The organism is Ruficoccus amylovorans (assembly GCF_014230085.1).
Classification (GTDB): domain Bacteria; phylum Verrucomicrobiota; class Verrucomicrobiia; order Opitutales; family Cerasicoccaceae; genus Ruficoccus; species Ruficoccus amylovorans.
Window position 1 is genome coordinate 13,137 of sequence record NZ_JACHVB010000060.1, and the last position, 15,207, is coordinate 28,343.

A 15,207-nucleotide genomic window follows, 5' to 3' on the forward strand; every position below is an offset into this window, starting at 1 on the left:
CAACTTGGATGCCAACAGGCATCAGGAGGCGGCTAAGGCCGCACACGAATTGAGAATATTATGATTTAAAAGCCGTTCCCTCGCCATCTTCAATGGCTCCAGGTGACAAGCCTGGTAGTAATGCGGAAGCGGGGAGACGACTTTGTCCTGTAGAAAGTTTTCCAGATCTTTGCCGGCCAGTTCACAGGCACGGATATCTCCATCAAAAAGGTCTAAAATCGTCTCCTCGATACCGCTGCTGGCACGATCCGGCTCCAGTTCGAGGTTAACGATCTGCTCCTCAAGCTGCCGGACCCAGCCCCAGCCGCGATCGGCATGATAAGTCAGACGCTGGAGAATCTCACGGATCTGACGGAACGCTTCCCCCTCGCCGATGCCGTCGAGAAGGCTCAGGCACGCATCCAGCCCCTCGGCCGGCGCGCAACCATTGTATAAAATCAGGGCCGTGTTCACGAGCGAATCAAGGGCACCGTCCACGGGAGATACCTGAATCCGGCCGCTGGCATAACGGCTCCATGCGGTCGCAAATACTCCTTGGAGCTGAAAACGCGGGGTCAGTTCCGCCCATCCCTGAGTCGCCTGGGCACGATCACGCGTCAGAGGCAAATTCGCAGCGGGTCCGTCCGCCCCTTTGTAAGCGGTCGCAGCCCACAAGCGGCAACCCAGCGCATGCAGCTTCTCGACGTGCGGCAAACGATAGTGATAGGTGGCATTGTCGCGGGGGTCCCCGGTGTAGCCCCACACCACCAGGTCAACCCGGTCAGCGATAGCAGAAATCTGGTCGGGTGCCCACTGGACAATTTCGTCGTGCCACAGCAGCGGACGCACATCACGGGATTCCAGCATTTTCAGGCTGGGCTCAAGTTGGCGCAGATAGAGCGCCGCGATGCCCTGTTCCTGGACAAAGGCCTCGCTGGCCGGATGCTTGCCCAGGGTGTAAACTTCGTCACCCCCAAGGTGGAAGCGTTTAACCTGAGGCAGCAGCTCGATCACATCCTGCACCATGGCCGCAACCAGTTCGGGCGACTGCGGATTGAGCGGGTGAAAGACATCCGTGCGGTTCGGTACTTCACGCAGCGCTTCATACTCGGGCAGGCGCAGGACATTCTCGGAGTGCCCGAGAGCCTGAACCAACGGGATGATCTCTAACTCCAACTCCTCGCACCGCCGGGCAAAACGGGCAACCTGTTCCGTTGTGTAGGCGTGCGGGGCACGCAGGCGCTCATTGCAGCGCCAGGGGAAGCAGTCCTCCCACTCGACCAGCACGGCCTGGAACCGAAGTTCGTGAAAGACTTCCAGCAGCTCCAGGAGTCTGGAAAAGGTGGGGACCAGCCCCTTCAGGTCAAGATGAACCCCACGAAACGGAACAGCGGGTGCGTCGGAATGGAATAGATCAGTCATAAAAAATGTCAGGAGGTCAGTGTGATGCGCAGCGGGGGACGGCCCTGCTCCAGGTGGCTGCGATAGGCCGAGGGGGACATGCCGATTGCCCGGCTGAAGGACTGGCTGAAGGAGTAGATGGACTCGAAGCCGCTGAGCTTGGCGATGTCGGAGACCGAGATGTCGCTGCGGTGCATGAGCTGCACCCCCCGCGTCAGGCGGGAGTAGCGCAGGTAGCTGCCGAGGCTCACCCCATAGCTCTCACGAAAAGTCTTGCGCAGGTTGCTCTCAGAGACGCCCAGGTACTCAGCGATATCGTCAATGCGCAACGCCTGCGACATATTCTCATCCACAAAGTGCGTGATCCGCCTCAGGGTCTGGCAAGTGTCGAGGTCTTCGGCGGAGACATCGTCGGCTTCGGCAACGACATCGCGTTTTCCCATTGCCTGGGCGAGGCGCCCCATGCGCAGAGCGGTCTCAAAGATATTGGATTCCGACTGGCCACTCAGGTAAACCCGCGTCGCGTCGGCAACCATCTCCATGTCGGCATCCTCCAGTCGTACCGGCTGATTAAGGGCACTCCCGAGGTTCAGATCAACCAGCAGCTCAAACGTGAAAAACAGCCACGAGAACTCTTTATGCGGGAAGCCGAAGTAGCGGTGGAAATTTCCCGGCTCCATGAGAATGGCCATCCCCGGATGGAAACGGTAGACTCTATCACCGCTGCATACACAGGCCTTGCCCGTGTAATTAATAACAAGCTCGTAGCGTCGGTGCAGGGTGTGGCTGACACCGGCAGGAATCATCTCCTTGCTCTTCGTGCGGTAGAAGAACAGGTAGTTATTCGGCATGACACCGTTACCCCAGACGTGCCCGTGGTAGTGATCGGCCAGATCACCGACTTGGGGCAACCAGGAGGGCTGGGGAATAGACTTAGCGTCTGTCATCGGTGGTAGATCTTTTACAGGCGATTCCATCGAAAAAATTAAAAGTTCCGGTTTTTATGTTGACGATCGATTAGATTAAACTTTTACAAGAAGCATAATGTCAACGATTTTATTGAAATTTCTCACCTCAGTCCTACTCCTCACTCCTATCCTTGTGAAAGCGGAAACCATTCTGGAGTGGGACTTTACCCAGGGCAGCCAGACGGCTGAGAGCTGGCTGACCCAATGGACTCCCGAGTCCGACGCCGCCAGACTTCCGGAAGCCGTGCGCGTGGCAGCCCCTCCCGGAAATGTCATCGGCGATCACAGCGCTCTGGTCATCGAAGACATCGACGATAGCAGTAACGGGAGTCGAAATGACGCCGCCGGCACCCCCACCTTTTCTTGTTCCTTTGCTCCGGTCGATAACGGCACGCTGAGCTTCCGGGCGGGAACGTCGGGCACGCAGAACCAGCATGCGATCTTCACCCTTCTCTCCGGCAAGCGCACGCTGCTGGTCATTAAACTCATCGGCAATACCACCGGAGAGATTGTCAGCGGCACCGGCAAGACCGAGTTCTCGGACGGCAAGAGCTGGTACAACCGGGCCCGTGACTTTGCCATCACCTGGACGGATAAGGGAGAGGTCAGCGTGAGCTTCACCCCCGAGCAGGGCGCCCCCCTCAAGCTTGATCATCTCAAGTTTATTTCACCGGGCCGCCCCGACTGCATTCAAATCCAAGTCGGCTACGGCAAGGCCACCGGCAAAGCCGTCCGCCTGGAATCTTTCTCACTCAAAACAAACGAATAACACACCGACCACACCGCATTATGAAAATCCTGAAACTCGCAATGCTGTTGTCACTGGCAGGCTTAAGCTTGGGCAGCGCACACGCACAGACAGCGCGCAACTACGGCTACACCTTTACGACTCCCGGAAACTTGGCCACCGATGTTGCCAGTTGGGACTACACATCGGGCACGGCGTACAGCGGCACCGGTACCTACGGCAACACCGAGAACACACTGGTCATCCGCGGCGAGAGTGGCTCCTCCGATCACTCCATCGTCACCATATCCGGCGAAACCGCCTATTACGTTCGCACCGTTAATACACAGAACACCAACTTTGGTTTCTATCTCCTGAATCTGGACTTCAGCGGCTTCGACAGCAGCACCTCATCACTGGTGACCTACAGCTTCAAGATCCTGGCCAACGATACCAACAATGCCATCAATCCGAATAACTGGACCGTACTGTATGCTCCCGGTAGCGTCGCTTCTGTAGGATCCGCCTATTTTCAGGACAATGTAGTGAAGACCTTTGACTTCCAGGATGACAACACGACGTGGACCACGGTCAGCGGAAGCTTTATCGTGGAGGACGGCAGCACGACCGGGGCCATTTTGATCAATGCCGGTACAAGCGGAAGCGGCTACACCTCTGCCGGCGGTTACTACCTCGCCGACCTGAATGTGGAGGTAACCGCTGTCCCCGAACCGGCAACCACGGCACTGTGTGGCGGCATCTTCATCCTGGCCGCCCTGGCATTGCGTCGCCGGTTCTCCGCCCGCTCATCAAAGAAGGCCGTGTGAGTGCCGAAGACGAGTTTTCGCAGAAATAATAAAAGCACCCGGCAACAGCGGGGAAGTGGAAGCACACGCCACGTTTAACCCGTTTAAGCACAGCAATAGAGCCGGGGCCAGGGGCTGAAAAAAAGCCCCAACTGAGAGTTAAAGGCAATCCGAGGGCCGTCCGTTATCCAACGATGCGGGCGGCCCTTTTGGTTCCGCTTTGCCGATTCATACGCACGTCATGAAAATTGAATACATCACGCTGGGAGCATACCTGCTCGTCCTGATGATTATCGGAGGGATGTTTTCCCGCCTCAACAGAAATATCAGCGACTTTGCCCGGGGCGGCGCGCAGGGAACATGGTGGATGGTCGGGTCAAGTATCTTCATGGCCGGGATCAGCGCCTTTACCTTTACGGGGAACGCCTCGGCTGCGTTCAGCTCGGGCCCGACATTTCTGGTTATCTATCTCGCCAATATCGTGGGGCTGGTTCTCTGCATATGGATTGGTCCGTGGTTCCGGCAGACCCGCGCGACGACTTGGGCTGACATCATGCGTGAGCGTTTTAATGTCGGTGTCGAGCAGATCAGCGCCTATATTTCGCTGATCATTCAGCCCGTCGGCGCAGCCACCCAACTCTACGCCCTGGCCGTTTTTACCAGTGCTATTCTTGAAATTCCGACCGCCTGGGTCGTCATCATTCTCGGGTTCATTGTGCTGTTCTACTCGATGACCGGGGGGCGCTGGGCAGTGATGGCAACGGACTTTATACAGGGGCTGATCCTCTTCGCCGTGACGGTACTGATGTTCTACCTGGCCATGCAAAAAATCGGCGGTATCTCAGAGTTCCTCGGCTATTTTCACGACCCCCGCTTCCAACAGGACTTTAAATTAATCAAAGATCCGGGGCAGTTCGCAGACAACAAGTTTACCTGGAAGTGGGTCATCGTGATCTTCGTCCTCCAGCTTCAAGGATACATAAATCTGGGGACAGCCGGCCGCTTCCTTTCCGTCAAGGACGGCAAGCATGCCAAATGGGCCGCCGCCTGGGCCGCCGTGCTGATGTTGATCGGAACAGTCGTATGGTTTGTTCCGCCCATGGTGGCACGCTTTCTCTACGAGCCAGAGATCATGGCCCTGAACATCAAGGAACCGGCCACCGCCAGCTATGCTTACCTCGCCCAGCAGCTCCTGCCCAACGGCCTTATGGGCCTCATGCTCGCATCCATGCTGGCAGCGACCATGAGCAGCATGGATACCGGACTCAATAACACCACCGGCGTCATCGTGAACAACATCATCCCCCGAATTCGCCAGTGGATCAACCTCCCTCCCCTGTCCGATGCCAAGGGCTTGCTCTTGTGCCGTATTCTGACCGTGGTGCTGGGGCTCTACATTATTGCGATCGGACTCATGCTCACCTACCAGAAGCAGCTCTCGCTCTTCGACGCCTACCTTATGATTGCGGCCGTTATCGGTCTTCCATTGGGGATGCCGGTTCTCCTCGCGCTTTGGATCAAGCACCTGCACTGGGGGGCATATTACCTGATCATCGCTCTGGCCCTGATCCCGTCTGTCTACTTCGTCGTGGCCAGCTCGGCCTACGGCCAGGAGTGGCCGATCCAGGACCGCCTGTTGTGGATCTACATCTTCAGTGCGGTGGGATGTGTGCTAAGCCTTCCCCTGTGGAAGCGCGCCAAGGCCGCCTATCGCGACAAGGTCAAAAACTTCTACGTCAAGATGCACACCCCCGTGGACTTTGCCAAGGAAATCGGCGAGTCCAATGACCGCTTCCAGTATCGTATGCTCGGAGGCACCAGCTTGATCCTCGGATCGCTCATCCTGCTGTTCCTGTTCATGCCGAACAGTGCGGCTGCCCGCTGGCAAATCGCTGCCCTGGCGGGTAGCATCATGGCGACCGGGGCGCTTCTGTTGGCCTTCAGCCGGGTTTCCCCCAAGCAATAACAGATACAGATGGTTAACTGAGAATCGGGCGATTGCTATTTTGCTTGGCCGAATCACCTGTTAAGTCCCTCATTCTCAGCTTCAGGTATCGGCGGTTCATAGTTGGCATCCCCGCCATGCCTGTAAAACCCCCGAAGCAAAAGCACATAAGCTCCCGCACTGCCAGCGGAAATGAGAAAGCCCAACAAAAAGGCATAGCGGTATTGATGGCCCATAACCTGGATGAATGTGCCTAGCATTGGTGGCAGAACCATTACGCATCCGGCTGTCACCAGTGAGGCCGCCGAGGCAAATTGCGCGAATTTCGCCTGGGGCAGCAAACGTGGGGCCAGCGAGGCCGTCCCGGTCAGGTAAATACCGGAGATCACCGTGTGGAGTAGAAATGTCACAAAGAAAACATTCCCTTCATTCGGCAGCACAAAACCGGCCAGCGTTACCCCGGCATAAATGATCGTGGCCCACAGCCCGACACGGATCGGGTGGAACCGGTCGGCGAGAGACCCCAGAGGATAAGTCAGGATGAGAGAAATGACGTAGGAGAGCGCCAGGCATTTACCGTAGAGATCGTCGCTCATCCCGACACTGCGCGCGTGGAAAATGCTGAATGCGTTAACGGGCGCGTTCGCAATCATGCCCAGCGTAAAAGCCAGAAAGAAACACAGATAATAGCGGTGGGTGAAGCATTCGCGCAGGTAGCGCACCAATGGCTCCAGTCGCTTTCCCTTTCGACTCACACGTTCCACGGGCTCGGGCGGCGGGTATTCGCCCTCTTTCACCTTCAGGCACATTAGAGTAAAACCGATCCCGTAAAACAACCCCAGCACGCCGAAAATCTCAATGGTGTGGGCCTGCGCCTTGCCCATCAGGAAGAAATTGAACAAGATACCTGCGATCAGGCTCACCGCCCGAAACAGAGCGAAAAAACGTCCGATGACTTGCTTGGGCACCACGTCATTAATGAGCGCGATAAAAAGCGTATTCACGATGATGCTGCCGATTTCAAACGCAGTCCAAAAGAACGTAAATACCAGGATACGCGTCCCCATCAGACCGGGTGAGTGCTCTCCCAGCGCCTGATGCAACCACTCCCCCAGAGCCGGTGTCACCGCCAGGCCGAACATCGCCAGCGCCACAAAAGGCGTCGGAATAAACAGGTATGGGATACGGCGCCCCCAACGCCCACGATGGCGGTCGGAACAGACACTCACCACTGGCCCGAGAATCATGCCAATGCCAGCGGGGATCGACCCGACCAGCAGTCCAACCAGCCAGTCGGGCGACTCAAACGAGCGCAGCATGATCTGGGCAACCGGCGTAATGGCCCGCTCCTTCATCATCCACGCAAAGTCACCCGCCAATAGCCAAAGGAACAGAGAAACAACTCCGGCCAGGGTGTAGGTCAAGGTTCCAGCCGTCCAGATTCGACGGCCGGGCGAAGCGGCGGGAGAGTTCATATTTGCCAAGGGGTACGCGTCAAACGGGAGATGCGAAATCTTCTTTGCGAACAACGACTTAAGGCTCAGGGCTCGCTTATCACCACAACGGATTCCAAGGATGGATCGATGGTTGCCAGATTCGTCGAAACCATCATGGCCAGACGCCGGGCACCCGCCTCGCTGAAATGCGTGCGGTCGTCCGCCCCCTTGCCATGAACGTTATAGAAGGCGCTCCCGTCTTCGCCCAGCGACTGGAACTCGTCTCCGCTCATGGCTTGCAGATCGACAAGCGGAACGCCCTCCTCGTCTGCCACCGCCTTCATCGCCTTGGCGTAGGGCAGTAGTTCATGGGTCACTTGCCCATTCTTGAACAGTCGCCGATGAGGCGGCGTGACCAAGATGGGCGCGATACCCGCCTGACGAGCTTCCCGGATGAAGCGCCGAAGGTAATCCTTGAAATCGCTATCCGCGTCCGTGGACTCGGGACGGCCTTTGGCATGGGAATCATTATGCCCGAACTGGATCAGCACGAAATCCGGGCGCGCGGCTAGTAGCTTTTGCCAACGCTCAGGCGGGAAAGTTTTCGTGCTGCATCCGGGCTTCGCCTCGTTGATGACGATAACGTCTTCGGCAAGGTAGTCTGGAAGCATTTGCCCCCACCCTCGCAGCGGGTTCTCCTCCGGATAGTCGCAAACCGTCGAGTCTCCGATAATCCCGATTGTCAACGGACCATAACCAGGGCTTCCGCCAAAGGCAGAAGCAGCCACCGCGTATCCAAAAACGGATACGAATAAAAACATTTTCCCCATAAACTTTTCCCTCTTTTTGAATTTTGGAGCTTCCCCCAAAGCGCTGTAGCAGCAAACAGGGAACGAGCATGAACGCCCCCGCCTGCACCGCCAATGGTCATTCCGTAGCGCCGGCAGCCCCCTTCCCTGCGGTTGTGTCAACCAGACGAATCACAGGGATGGTGAACACCCCCGAGTCGGCATCAGCCAAGGGTTTCACCTTGAGCTGCCGCAGCGTCCCCACCCAACCCGGCGTGGAAGCCAGGTCGGCAAAGTAGCTGTGAAATTCTCCGTCGGGTGCCGACAAGTCCACAACGGCGGACTTGTCCTCACTGAACCCAGGGCTTTGCTCCGTCGTGTAGTAAACCTTGCACTGCCTGGCCGCCCCCTGGTTGCTCAGGCGGACCAAGAGCTTGTCAAAATCGGCGCAGGCCAGGCCAATTCCCTCGGGGCTCAAGATCGCTGCATTCAGGCGGGTAACCGTCCCGGTGACGGCCGCGTCATCGGCTCCTCCGTCCGTCCACTCCAGGGTCAGACCGTCCCCGGCAGTCCACCCTTCTGCACTGGTAACAAAGTCCCAGCCGGTATTGTCTTCGCCATAGAAGGAAACGGCGAACACGTTCTGCATGACATCATTTCCCGAGGCGTAAAGCTTTGGCTCGGAGCTCTCCTCCCAGGAGCCCGTCTTAACCTGCTCAGGGGTGAGAAAATCCGGAGTATCGCCATCCAGGGTGCGAAACGAACTCCACACGACCAGTTCCTTACCCGGGATGTAGCGGGCGTTTGCCTCGTAGGTGCCGGATTTCCAGTAAGTACCGAGTTGGTCAGCCAGCGGGATCTGCTCCATTGTCTCGGTATCGTAGTCGTAGATCACCTTGTGGATATAAGGCTTACCAAAACCGGGCCGATGCCACCAATCGGCGGACATGCCGTCTCCGACCCATTCCTCGGCCGTCGGGCCGGGATTAAAGTGAGTCTGAAACTGCCCCATCTTGATCTGTGCCTTCCGGTGGCCGAGTATTTTACCCGGGTGGTCCTTGTCCGGCTCGATGATGATGTTATACTCATCGATGTAGGGGCTCGAAGTATCGACTGCGGTGATAACCGGATAGCCATCCGCATCCCAGTGTAGGTGGGACTGCACCAGTTGTTTGCTTGTCCGGTCGAAGAAATCGCCGCCGACGTCGAGGCTGGCGTTTTCCACCACGCCATTTTCCAGGTCAACCCATCCGATCCCGACCCGACGCCAGTCGCGGCCATAGTTCTGGTCGATGTACATATACAAGTCCGGATCGACCGGCCCGAACATAATGTGGCTCATCTTGCCCTGGGCAATTACCTGGGAGCTGCCATCGGCGACAAGCCCGCACAGCAGCTCGATTTCCGCCTTATTCCCCTTGGACGGACGCATAAAAAGTATCTTGGCTCCGTCCGGGCTGACGGTGAGGTTCGCGCTGTAAATGTACGACGTATCCAGATCGACCAACCGCTCCTGCTCTCCCGTTTTCAGGTTTGAGCGGATGATGTATGAATAGGAACGGTCCGAGCGCTTTGCTTTCTCCAGGCAGTACAAATACTCGCCGACGACATCCGCAATGCCTCCCACCAGTCCCCGGGGCGTCAGTTCGACTTCCTCGCCCGTCTCAAGGTTAATCGAGTAGTACGTCAGCCCCAGAGGAGTCTGATTCCGGTAGGCCAGATAGGGCACCCCATCGACCTCGCCCTCGTTCTTGAACAGGTAATAAAAGCTCGTATTATGACCCGGGCGATCCGTCAACTGGTAGACACGGCGGCCAGTCGTCTCGTCGATGCGCGAGGGCCACAGGTCTTTATCGCCAGACACAGATGTAATGCCATCCGCTGCCCAAAGAGGGTTCGCACAGGCCGCCAACACCAATGCGAACGAACTGCTTTTGCATATGCTACCAACAAGATTCATTAATAAAAAGTTTTTTACATTTTTTAAACAGATACGATTGCCACCATCAAGCGAGTCCGGACGCTCTCCTGCTACGATCAGAGAGTAACCCAATACTGAGAGTATAAACGCCGCTCAGAGGGGTCCCGGTCCGCCCATTATAGACGGACCGGGTGGACTCAAAATCCACTCAAGAGCAACGGGCGCGGCGCATGCGTTTGAACAACAGGACAAACACCGCCGCCATCAGGATAAGCCCGCTGGCAGCCGGTTCGGGAACCATCGTCAGCTCAAGTGTCGGGTAACTGCCTGACCCGGAACTCGAACGCTGCCCGGACAGAATCTGCAACTCCTCGTCGCGCCCGCTTCCTACTAAACGCGTTTCCAGTAGAAAAGTTACGCTTCCATTGCTGACAGAGTTGAGAAACTGAGCCAGTGCCTCTGTCGAGAGCGTAATGGTGCTCATGCTCGCAGTGCCACCTTCCACATCAATAGAGCCAAGCAGAGTCGCCTCGGCGGTATTGACCGACTGGTTCTGCAAGTTACCATCAGCCGTGTAGAGGCCAGGCATGGTATTATAGGTGATCGTGCTATCGCTCCAGTTGGCTTCGGTGACAGGGCCCTTCGACGCGCTTTCGCTCAAGCCATACACATAGACCGTCGTGGTCGCAGCCGCAGCTTTATACAGGCAGAAGGATAACGTGGCCTCCGTGACCTGAGCCGCTACCGACGAAGGAAGCTCGAATTTGAAGGCACCAATATTGTTACGCTCGCTGCCGGAAATGTTGCGACGACGTACGCTCACATAGTCAACCGAGCTCGTCACATCATTCGGGAGACTCTCCATCAGCGTGGAGCTATCTCCAGTGGTATTGTCCAGAACTATATTATCCGCCTGGCCGACGAGAGGCAGCGCCAGGACCGACATTAGCACAACGAACTTCCATGAACTCATTTTCATTTTAATCTCCTGTTTTGATTGGGGTTAAGTATGATTGATAAAAGAATCGGGGCCTCATGAACCGGAGCCCGTCTGCATCCCCTGCACATGGCTGAGGTATTGATTTCTCCATACACTGGCCGGCGTGCCCAGGTCGCGGTGAAACACCCGGGAAAAGTCTTCCACACTCCGGAATCCGCAGCGGTGGGCGATCTCCTCGACCGTCTTGGAGGTATTGGCCAACAAGTCCAGCGCTCGCTCCAGTTGGAGTTCCCTGAAGATAGTGTGCGGGGATCTTCCCCGCGCCTTGCGCGTCATACGTCGCAGGTGCGTGCTGGTCATGTGCATGGCATAGGCGACCTCCTCCACCGTCGGGTTGGACTCCATGTGCTCGACGTACCAGGCAATGGCCCGCTCGACTCGCTCCTCTGCCAAGAGGTGCAACGGCGTATTGTTCCTGGGTTGCTCGTCCCGCAGGATGAGAAGCGAAAGCGTCAGCAGCGCCCGCTCAAAATACAGGTGGCTGTACTGGTTGGGCTTGTGGAAGTGATCATTTAACTCCGCTGACAGGCTCTGAATGACGGCAACATCCTCCTCCCGCAACGCAACGCATAAGTAGGGACGCTCGCCCAGGCACAGCCGGACCTCTGACGGCACAGTGGCAAAGTGGAAGGCATAGCGATACGAACTCGTAAAGTCGCTGCTCCACCCATACCGCGAATGCGCCGGCATGAGCCACAACATATGCCCTGTGGGCTTAGGGGAAGGCTTGTCCACAAAACAGGGCGCGCAACGCCCCTGAGTGATCGCATAAAACTCCCAGTTCATCCGCACCGATGGTGGGACGGGCTCGACAGCATAATTACGGAATCCCTCTGCGATATAACGAAGCATACTCAAATTTTAATTAATCCGTTAGGCGTGAATCGACACATAGTTCAGGTAGGCATCCCCTCCGACGCATGCGGCGAAAGCTCCTCAACCAACTCCAGATCGAGGCGAGAGGATTCGCCGGATGCGCAAGGCAGGTCCAGCATCGCCCCCTCGCGGTAGGCGTCCAAAACGAGTTGGTCGATACCGCAGAGCCCGATACAGGGTCCATCCGTACACACAAAGCGATTGAGGGCGCCCGGATGAACGCTGGGGACACAGCCTTCGGAGCGGCTCAAGACTTGATAGAAAGCGGCATTTACAACTTCAGTAAAGGGACGTGTACACTCCAGCGGACAGGGAGTCATCACCTCTTCAAAAAGGCTCCGACAGAGCGTCTCCAGCATGTCCAGGCGGTTTTCCCGGGCAGAGGGAAAAGCTTCGATTTTCCCGTCGTGCCAGCAGATATCCATGTCCTGAAAATCGCGAAAAACAATATCAGCCTTCTCCGTCTCGATGGTCATCTCAGGCGCAACCATACGCTCGGAGCACAGCGTCATGTTAGTCACTATTTCAACATCCGTGTCGGTGATTATCCGCAGGCTGCTCGTATCCTCACTCTCAATGTCATTCGCGTGCCAGAGCCGGGCGCTCATCTTCACGGGCCGCGCCATGCTCACGGCTTCTGCCCCCCCGAAATAGAGGCAGTTGCACAGCAGGTGAGCCAAGGGGTTGTTGATCGTACCATCCAGCACCCAGTCCCCGTCCACGCGCAGATGCCCCGCCCAATCCGAACGCGTAAAATAACTCCGGGGCCGGGCCCACGCCCCCACCCCGCGAATGCGGTGCATGCGCCCGAATTCCCCCTGGAGCAGCCGGTCCTTGACCAGCCGCACGCTCGGCAGGTACAGCGCGTTGAAACAGACCTCCACCGGCTTGGCGTAAAAACGGGCAGCCTCCCGCAATTCGTCCCATTCATGCAGCGTGGCGACGGGAGGTTTTTCGACCCAGACCGGCAGCCCCGCCTGAAGGCAGCGGATGGAAATCTCCTTGTGCCGATGGATCGGCGTCGGATTCATCACCGCGTGCACGCGATGTTCGATGTACTCGATAAAACTGTCAAAATCGTCAATGACGCGCACGCCGCGCTGCTCGCACAGGGCGACCTCGGGCAGCGTCAGGTCCGGAGAAAAAGCCGCCACCAGCTCAATCTCGCCGCGGAACATCCAGATACGCTTGATTAATTCCATCGCGTAACCGCTACAGCCGACAATGGCCAGTTTAGCCACTTTGGGACGGCTCATCCCCTATCCTTTCCGTCAGAAGCAACCATGCTGATGGCCGGGCATATGGCTGCTCTCTCCTGTAAGGCTTCATGGAAAAGGTGACTATTCATAAAAGGCTCGGGGCTTAGAATTTCGAGGCAGGCGCTCACGGTTGGTGAGGGGCAATTTCCACCGCGTAGGTATGGGTGAGCGCTCGCTTGCCGGGACGGGGGCTGTCGAAATTACCGCTAAAGACCAGCCATTTACCGTCGGGCGTAAAGGTGGCGTTCGGCTCGACACCGGTCACCTTGTCGTAGTCGTGATCGCGCATATCAACAAGCCGCTCGGACTTCAGGTAACCCGCCCGGATCAGAGGATCTTCCGGCGAATCGAACGAATCCATCTGCGAAAGGACGGGCCGAAACAGATATATCCACTGGCCGTTACCACCGGGGACGGGCGTGCCGTCCATCTGCGTGGCCGCAACGCTCCGCTGATTCCCGCCGTCGCCGGAGAAGACGCTACCGTCGGGCGAAACGTTGTAATGGACGGACCACTCCTCGCGTTCGTGATTATACCAGGTGCGTTCTCCTGTCTCCAGATCCACGCTGGCGAGCCAGAACACGCCGCTAATGGGCGTTTGCAGATCGTACCAGACGGTCTTTCCGTCGGGGCTGAAGAACTCGTGCCCGGCGATTTCCCCGTGCATGATTCTCTTGTGCAGGTTTTGGGCGGGGCTGCCGTCGGCGCGGAGCGTCCAGATGCGATCGACATAGTGCCAAGGCCCCTCATGGCAAAAGAGTATCCGCTTCGGGTCCGTCGGTGACGCTTGCAAGTGGTTGGTCCAGTCGTTCTCGCGGTGAATGACCCGCACCTCGCCCGTCTTCACATCGAGCGCATAGATGAGCTTGGGGGTTCCGGCCGCCCAGTTTTTATAAAAACTGCCCGTGCCGGCCCCTCCCGTCGGTGGGTGCCGGGGCACCGTTTCACCATCAGGGTCGGACTTGACACCGAAAACCAGGGTCTCGTCACAGTTGAGAGCGACCTGCCGGGAGCGGGCTTCGGGTGGTATGCGCACCACTTCGCGCACCGCCTTGGTGTCGATATTTGCAGCGAGAATGCGGTCGTCTAAATTGATATACGCCTCCCGCGTCTTCCAGGCTGTGGCAAAGCTCTTACCGCCGGGGTAGATCAACTCGCTCGTGGGCGGGGAAACACCCAAGGTGGAAATGTCCACCGCGACAACGCCCTGCGGCGTATTGATGATAACCTTGTCGCCCTCGGGTGTATAAGCTCGCTGGTGAAAGTACAGGCTCTCGCCTCCGGTATCCGGGGACAGGCGAATGATGCGATGCCCGGTTTCCGGGTCGATCCAGTCGGAGCGCAGCGGCTCGACCTCTGGCAGCGCAACCGGAACCGGTTGCATACGCGCGGATGTGGGATGAATTGGCATGGCAAGCAGGCGGATATAGTCTATTTCGAAATTGCGCTCGATATTGTCACCCACCGGATCAATGCGGATTTCGCTGATGTTGCCGTCCCGGAGGCTCGGGGCGTCCTCGAACGTGACAGTATAAAGCTGCGCATATCCTGGCCCGTCAGGTTTGAGCGTCGAGTGGAAGCGGTCATTCGCCCAGGCACCCTTGCCGTTCCAGGTGCCGTCCCGGAGATGCCCGCTGGCGTTTTCGCTGCTTCCATTGAAAGTGACGACGGTCCCGGCGCTATCGAAGGGAGCCGGCTGCATCTCCCCGCTGCCGTCAGGGGCAAGCTGGCGAAACCGCACCTGCATGGAATCCCAACGATACCCGGCGGTAAGCGGCACCTCAGTCCGAAGAAAAAGACGGGGATCCGTGGAGACCAAGCCCGGGGAAGTCAACCAACCGGAATCTATCCGGACCAGCCCGGACATCCCGGTACTCATCCAGTCGCCCAAGTCCGCGTCATCCTGAAATTCCCAGGCACTTGACTGAGCAGCCACCAGATTGGTCGAAACCACCCCACCACAATAGACGGAAAGGCTGGCGCACAGGCAAATGGCCAACCACCGGCTGCGGACAAGGGGATGAACCCGATTCGTGTAAACATCAATGTGTTTATTTATCATGGGTTAGCCAAAGCTTGATGCGCAGGGGTATACTATGAA

General features: G+C 57.4%; 12 protein-coding genes. 3 read left to right on the forward strand and 9 right to left on the reverse strand.

From position 1 onward, the window contains the following. Positions 1-21 precede the first annotated feature (21 nt). Positions 22-1,401, reverse strand: a complete 1,380-nt coding sequence (locus tag H5P28_RS17010) for a family 20 glycosylhydrolase (protein ID WP_185676890.1) — start codon at positions 1,399-1,401, stop codon at positions 22-24. A gap of 8 nt (positions 1,402-1,409) precedes the next feature. Further along, positions 1,410-2,327: a helix-turn-helix transcriptional regulator gene (locus H5P28_RS17015; RefSeq protein ID WP_185676891.1), complete on the reverse strand. Its 918-nt coding sequence runs from the start codon at positions 2,325-2,327 to the stop codon at positions 1,410-1,412. Between the two features lie 154 nt (positions 2,328-2,481). Between H5P28_RS17015 and H5P28_RS17020 the strand changes: the two genes are divergently transcribed. From H5P28_RS17020 to H5P28_RS17030, 3 genes are all read left to right on the forward strand, one after another. Next, positions 2,482-3,117, forward strand: coding sequence for a hypothetical protein (locus H5P28_RS17020; protein ID WP_185676892.1), 636 nt, complete (start codon positions 2,482-2,484; stop codon positions 3,115-3,117). A 68-nt stretch (positions 3,118-3,185) separates the two neighbouring features. Next, complete coding sequence (locus H5P28_RS17025) at positions 3,186-3,902, forward strand: hypothetical protein (protein ID WP_185676893.1); 717 nt, start codon at positions 3,186-3,188, stop codon at positions 3,900-3,902. Between the two features lie 220 nt (positions 3,903-4,122). Further along, entirely contained in the window at positions 4,123-5,847 is a 1,725-nt protein-coding gene (locus tag H5P28_RS17030; RefSeq protein ID WP_185676894.1) for a sodium:solute symporter family transporter, read from the forward strand. A gap of 53 nt (positions 5,848-5,900) precedes the next feature. Here H5P28_RS17030 and H5P28_RS17035 read toward each other — a convergent pair whose 3' ends face one another. The 7 genes from H5P28_RS17035 to H5P28_RS17065 all read right to left on the reverse strand — a co-directional run bounded on the left by H5P28_RS17035 (position 5,901) and on the right by H5P28_RS17065 (position 15,168). Continuing rightward, positions 5,901-7,250 (reverse strand): MFS transporter, encoded by a 1,350-nt coding sequence (locus tag H5P28_RS17035; protein ID WP_221773467.1) that lies wholly within the window; start codon positions 7,248-7,250, stop codon positions 5,901-5,903. A gap of 116 nt (positions 7,251-7,366) precedes the next feature. Further along, the gene (locus H5P28_RS17040) at positions 7,367-8,050 is read right to left on the reverse strand and encodes a rhamnogalacturonan acetylesterase (RefSeq protein ID WP_221773468.1); all 684 of its coding nucleotides are present in this window, start codon (positions 8,048-8,050) and stop codon (positions 7,367-7,369) included. A 139-nt stretch (positions 8,051-8,189) separates the two neighbouring features. Next, positions 8,190-9,914, reverse strand: a complete 1,725-nt coding sequence (locus H5P28_RS17045; RefSeq protein WP_185676896.1) for a TolB-like translocation protein — start codon at positions 9,912-9,914, stop codon at positions 8,190-8,192. Positions 9,915-10,179: 265 nt separating this feature from the next. Then, positions 10,180-10,950 carry a hypothetical protein gene (locus H5P28_RS17050; protein WP_185676897.1) on the reverse strand — a complete coding sequence of 257 codons (771 nt, stop codon included), beginning with the start codon at positions 10,948-10,950 and terminating at the stop codon, positions 10,180-10,182. A gap of 54 nt (positions 10,951-11,004) precedes the next feature. Continuing rightward, complete coding sequence (locus tag H5P28_RS17055) at positions 11,005-11,661, reverse strand: helix-turn-helix domain-containing protein (protein WP_185676898.1); 657 nt, start codon at positions 11,659-11,661, stop codon at positions 11,005-11,007. A 206-nt stretch (positions 11,662-11,867) separates the two neighbouring features. After that, positions 11,868-13,103, reverse strand: coding sequence for a Gfo/Idh/MocA family protein (locus tag H5P28_RS17060; protein ID WP_185676899.1), 1,236 nt, complete (start codon positions 13,101-13,103; stop codon positions 11,868-11,870). Between the two features lie 127 nt (positions 13,104-13,230). Then, positions 13,231-15,168 (reverse strand): oligogalacturonate lyase family protein, encoded by a 1,938-nt coding sequence (locus tag H5P28_RS17065; RefSeq protein WP_185676900.1) that lies wholly within the window; start codon positions 15,166-15,168, stop codon positions 13,231-13,233. Positions 15,169-15,207 lie beyond the last annotated feature (39 nt).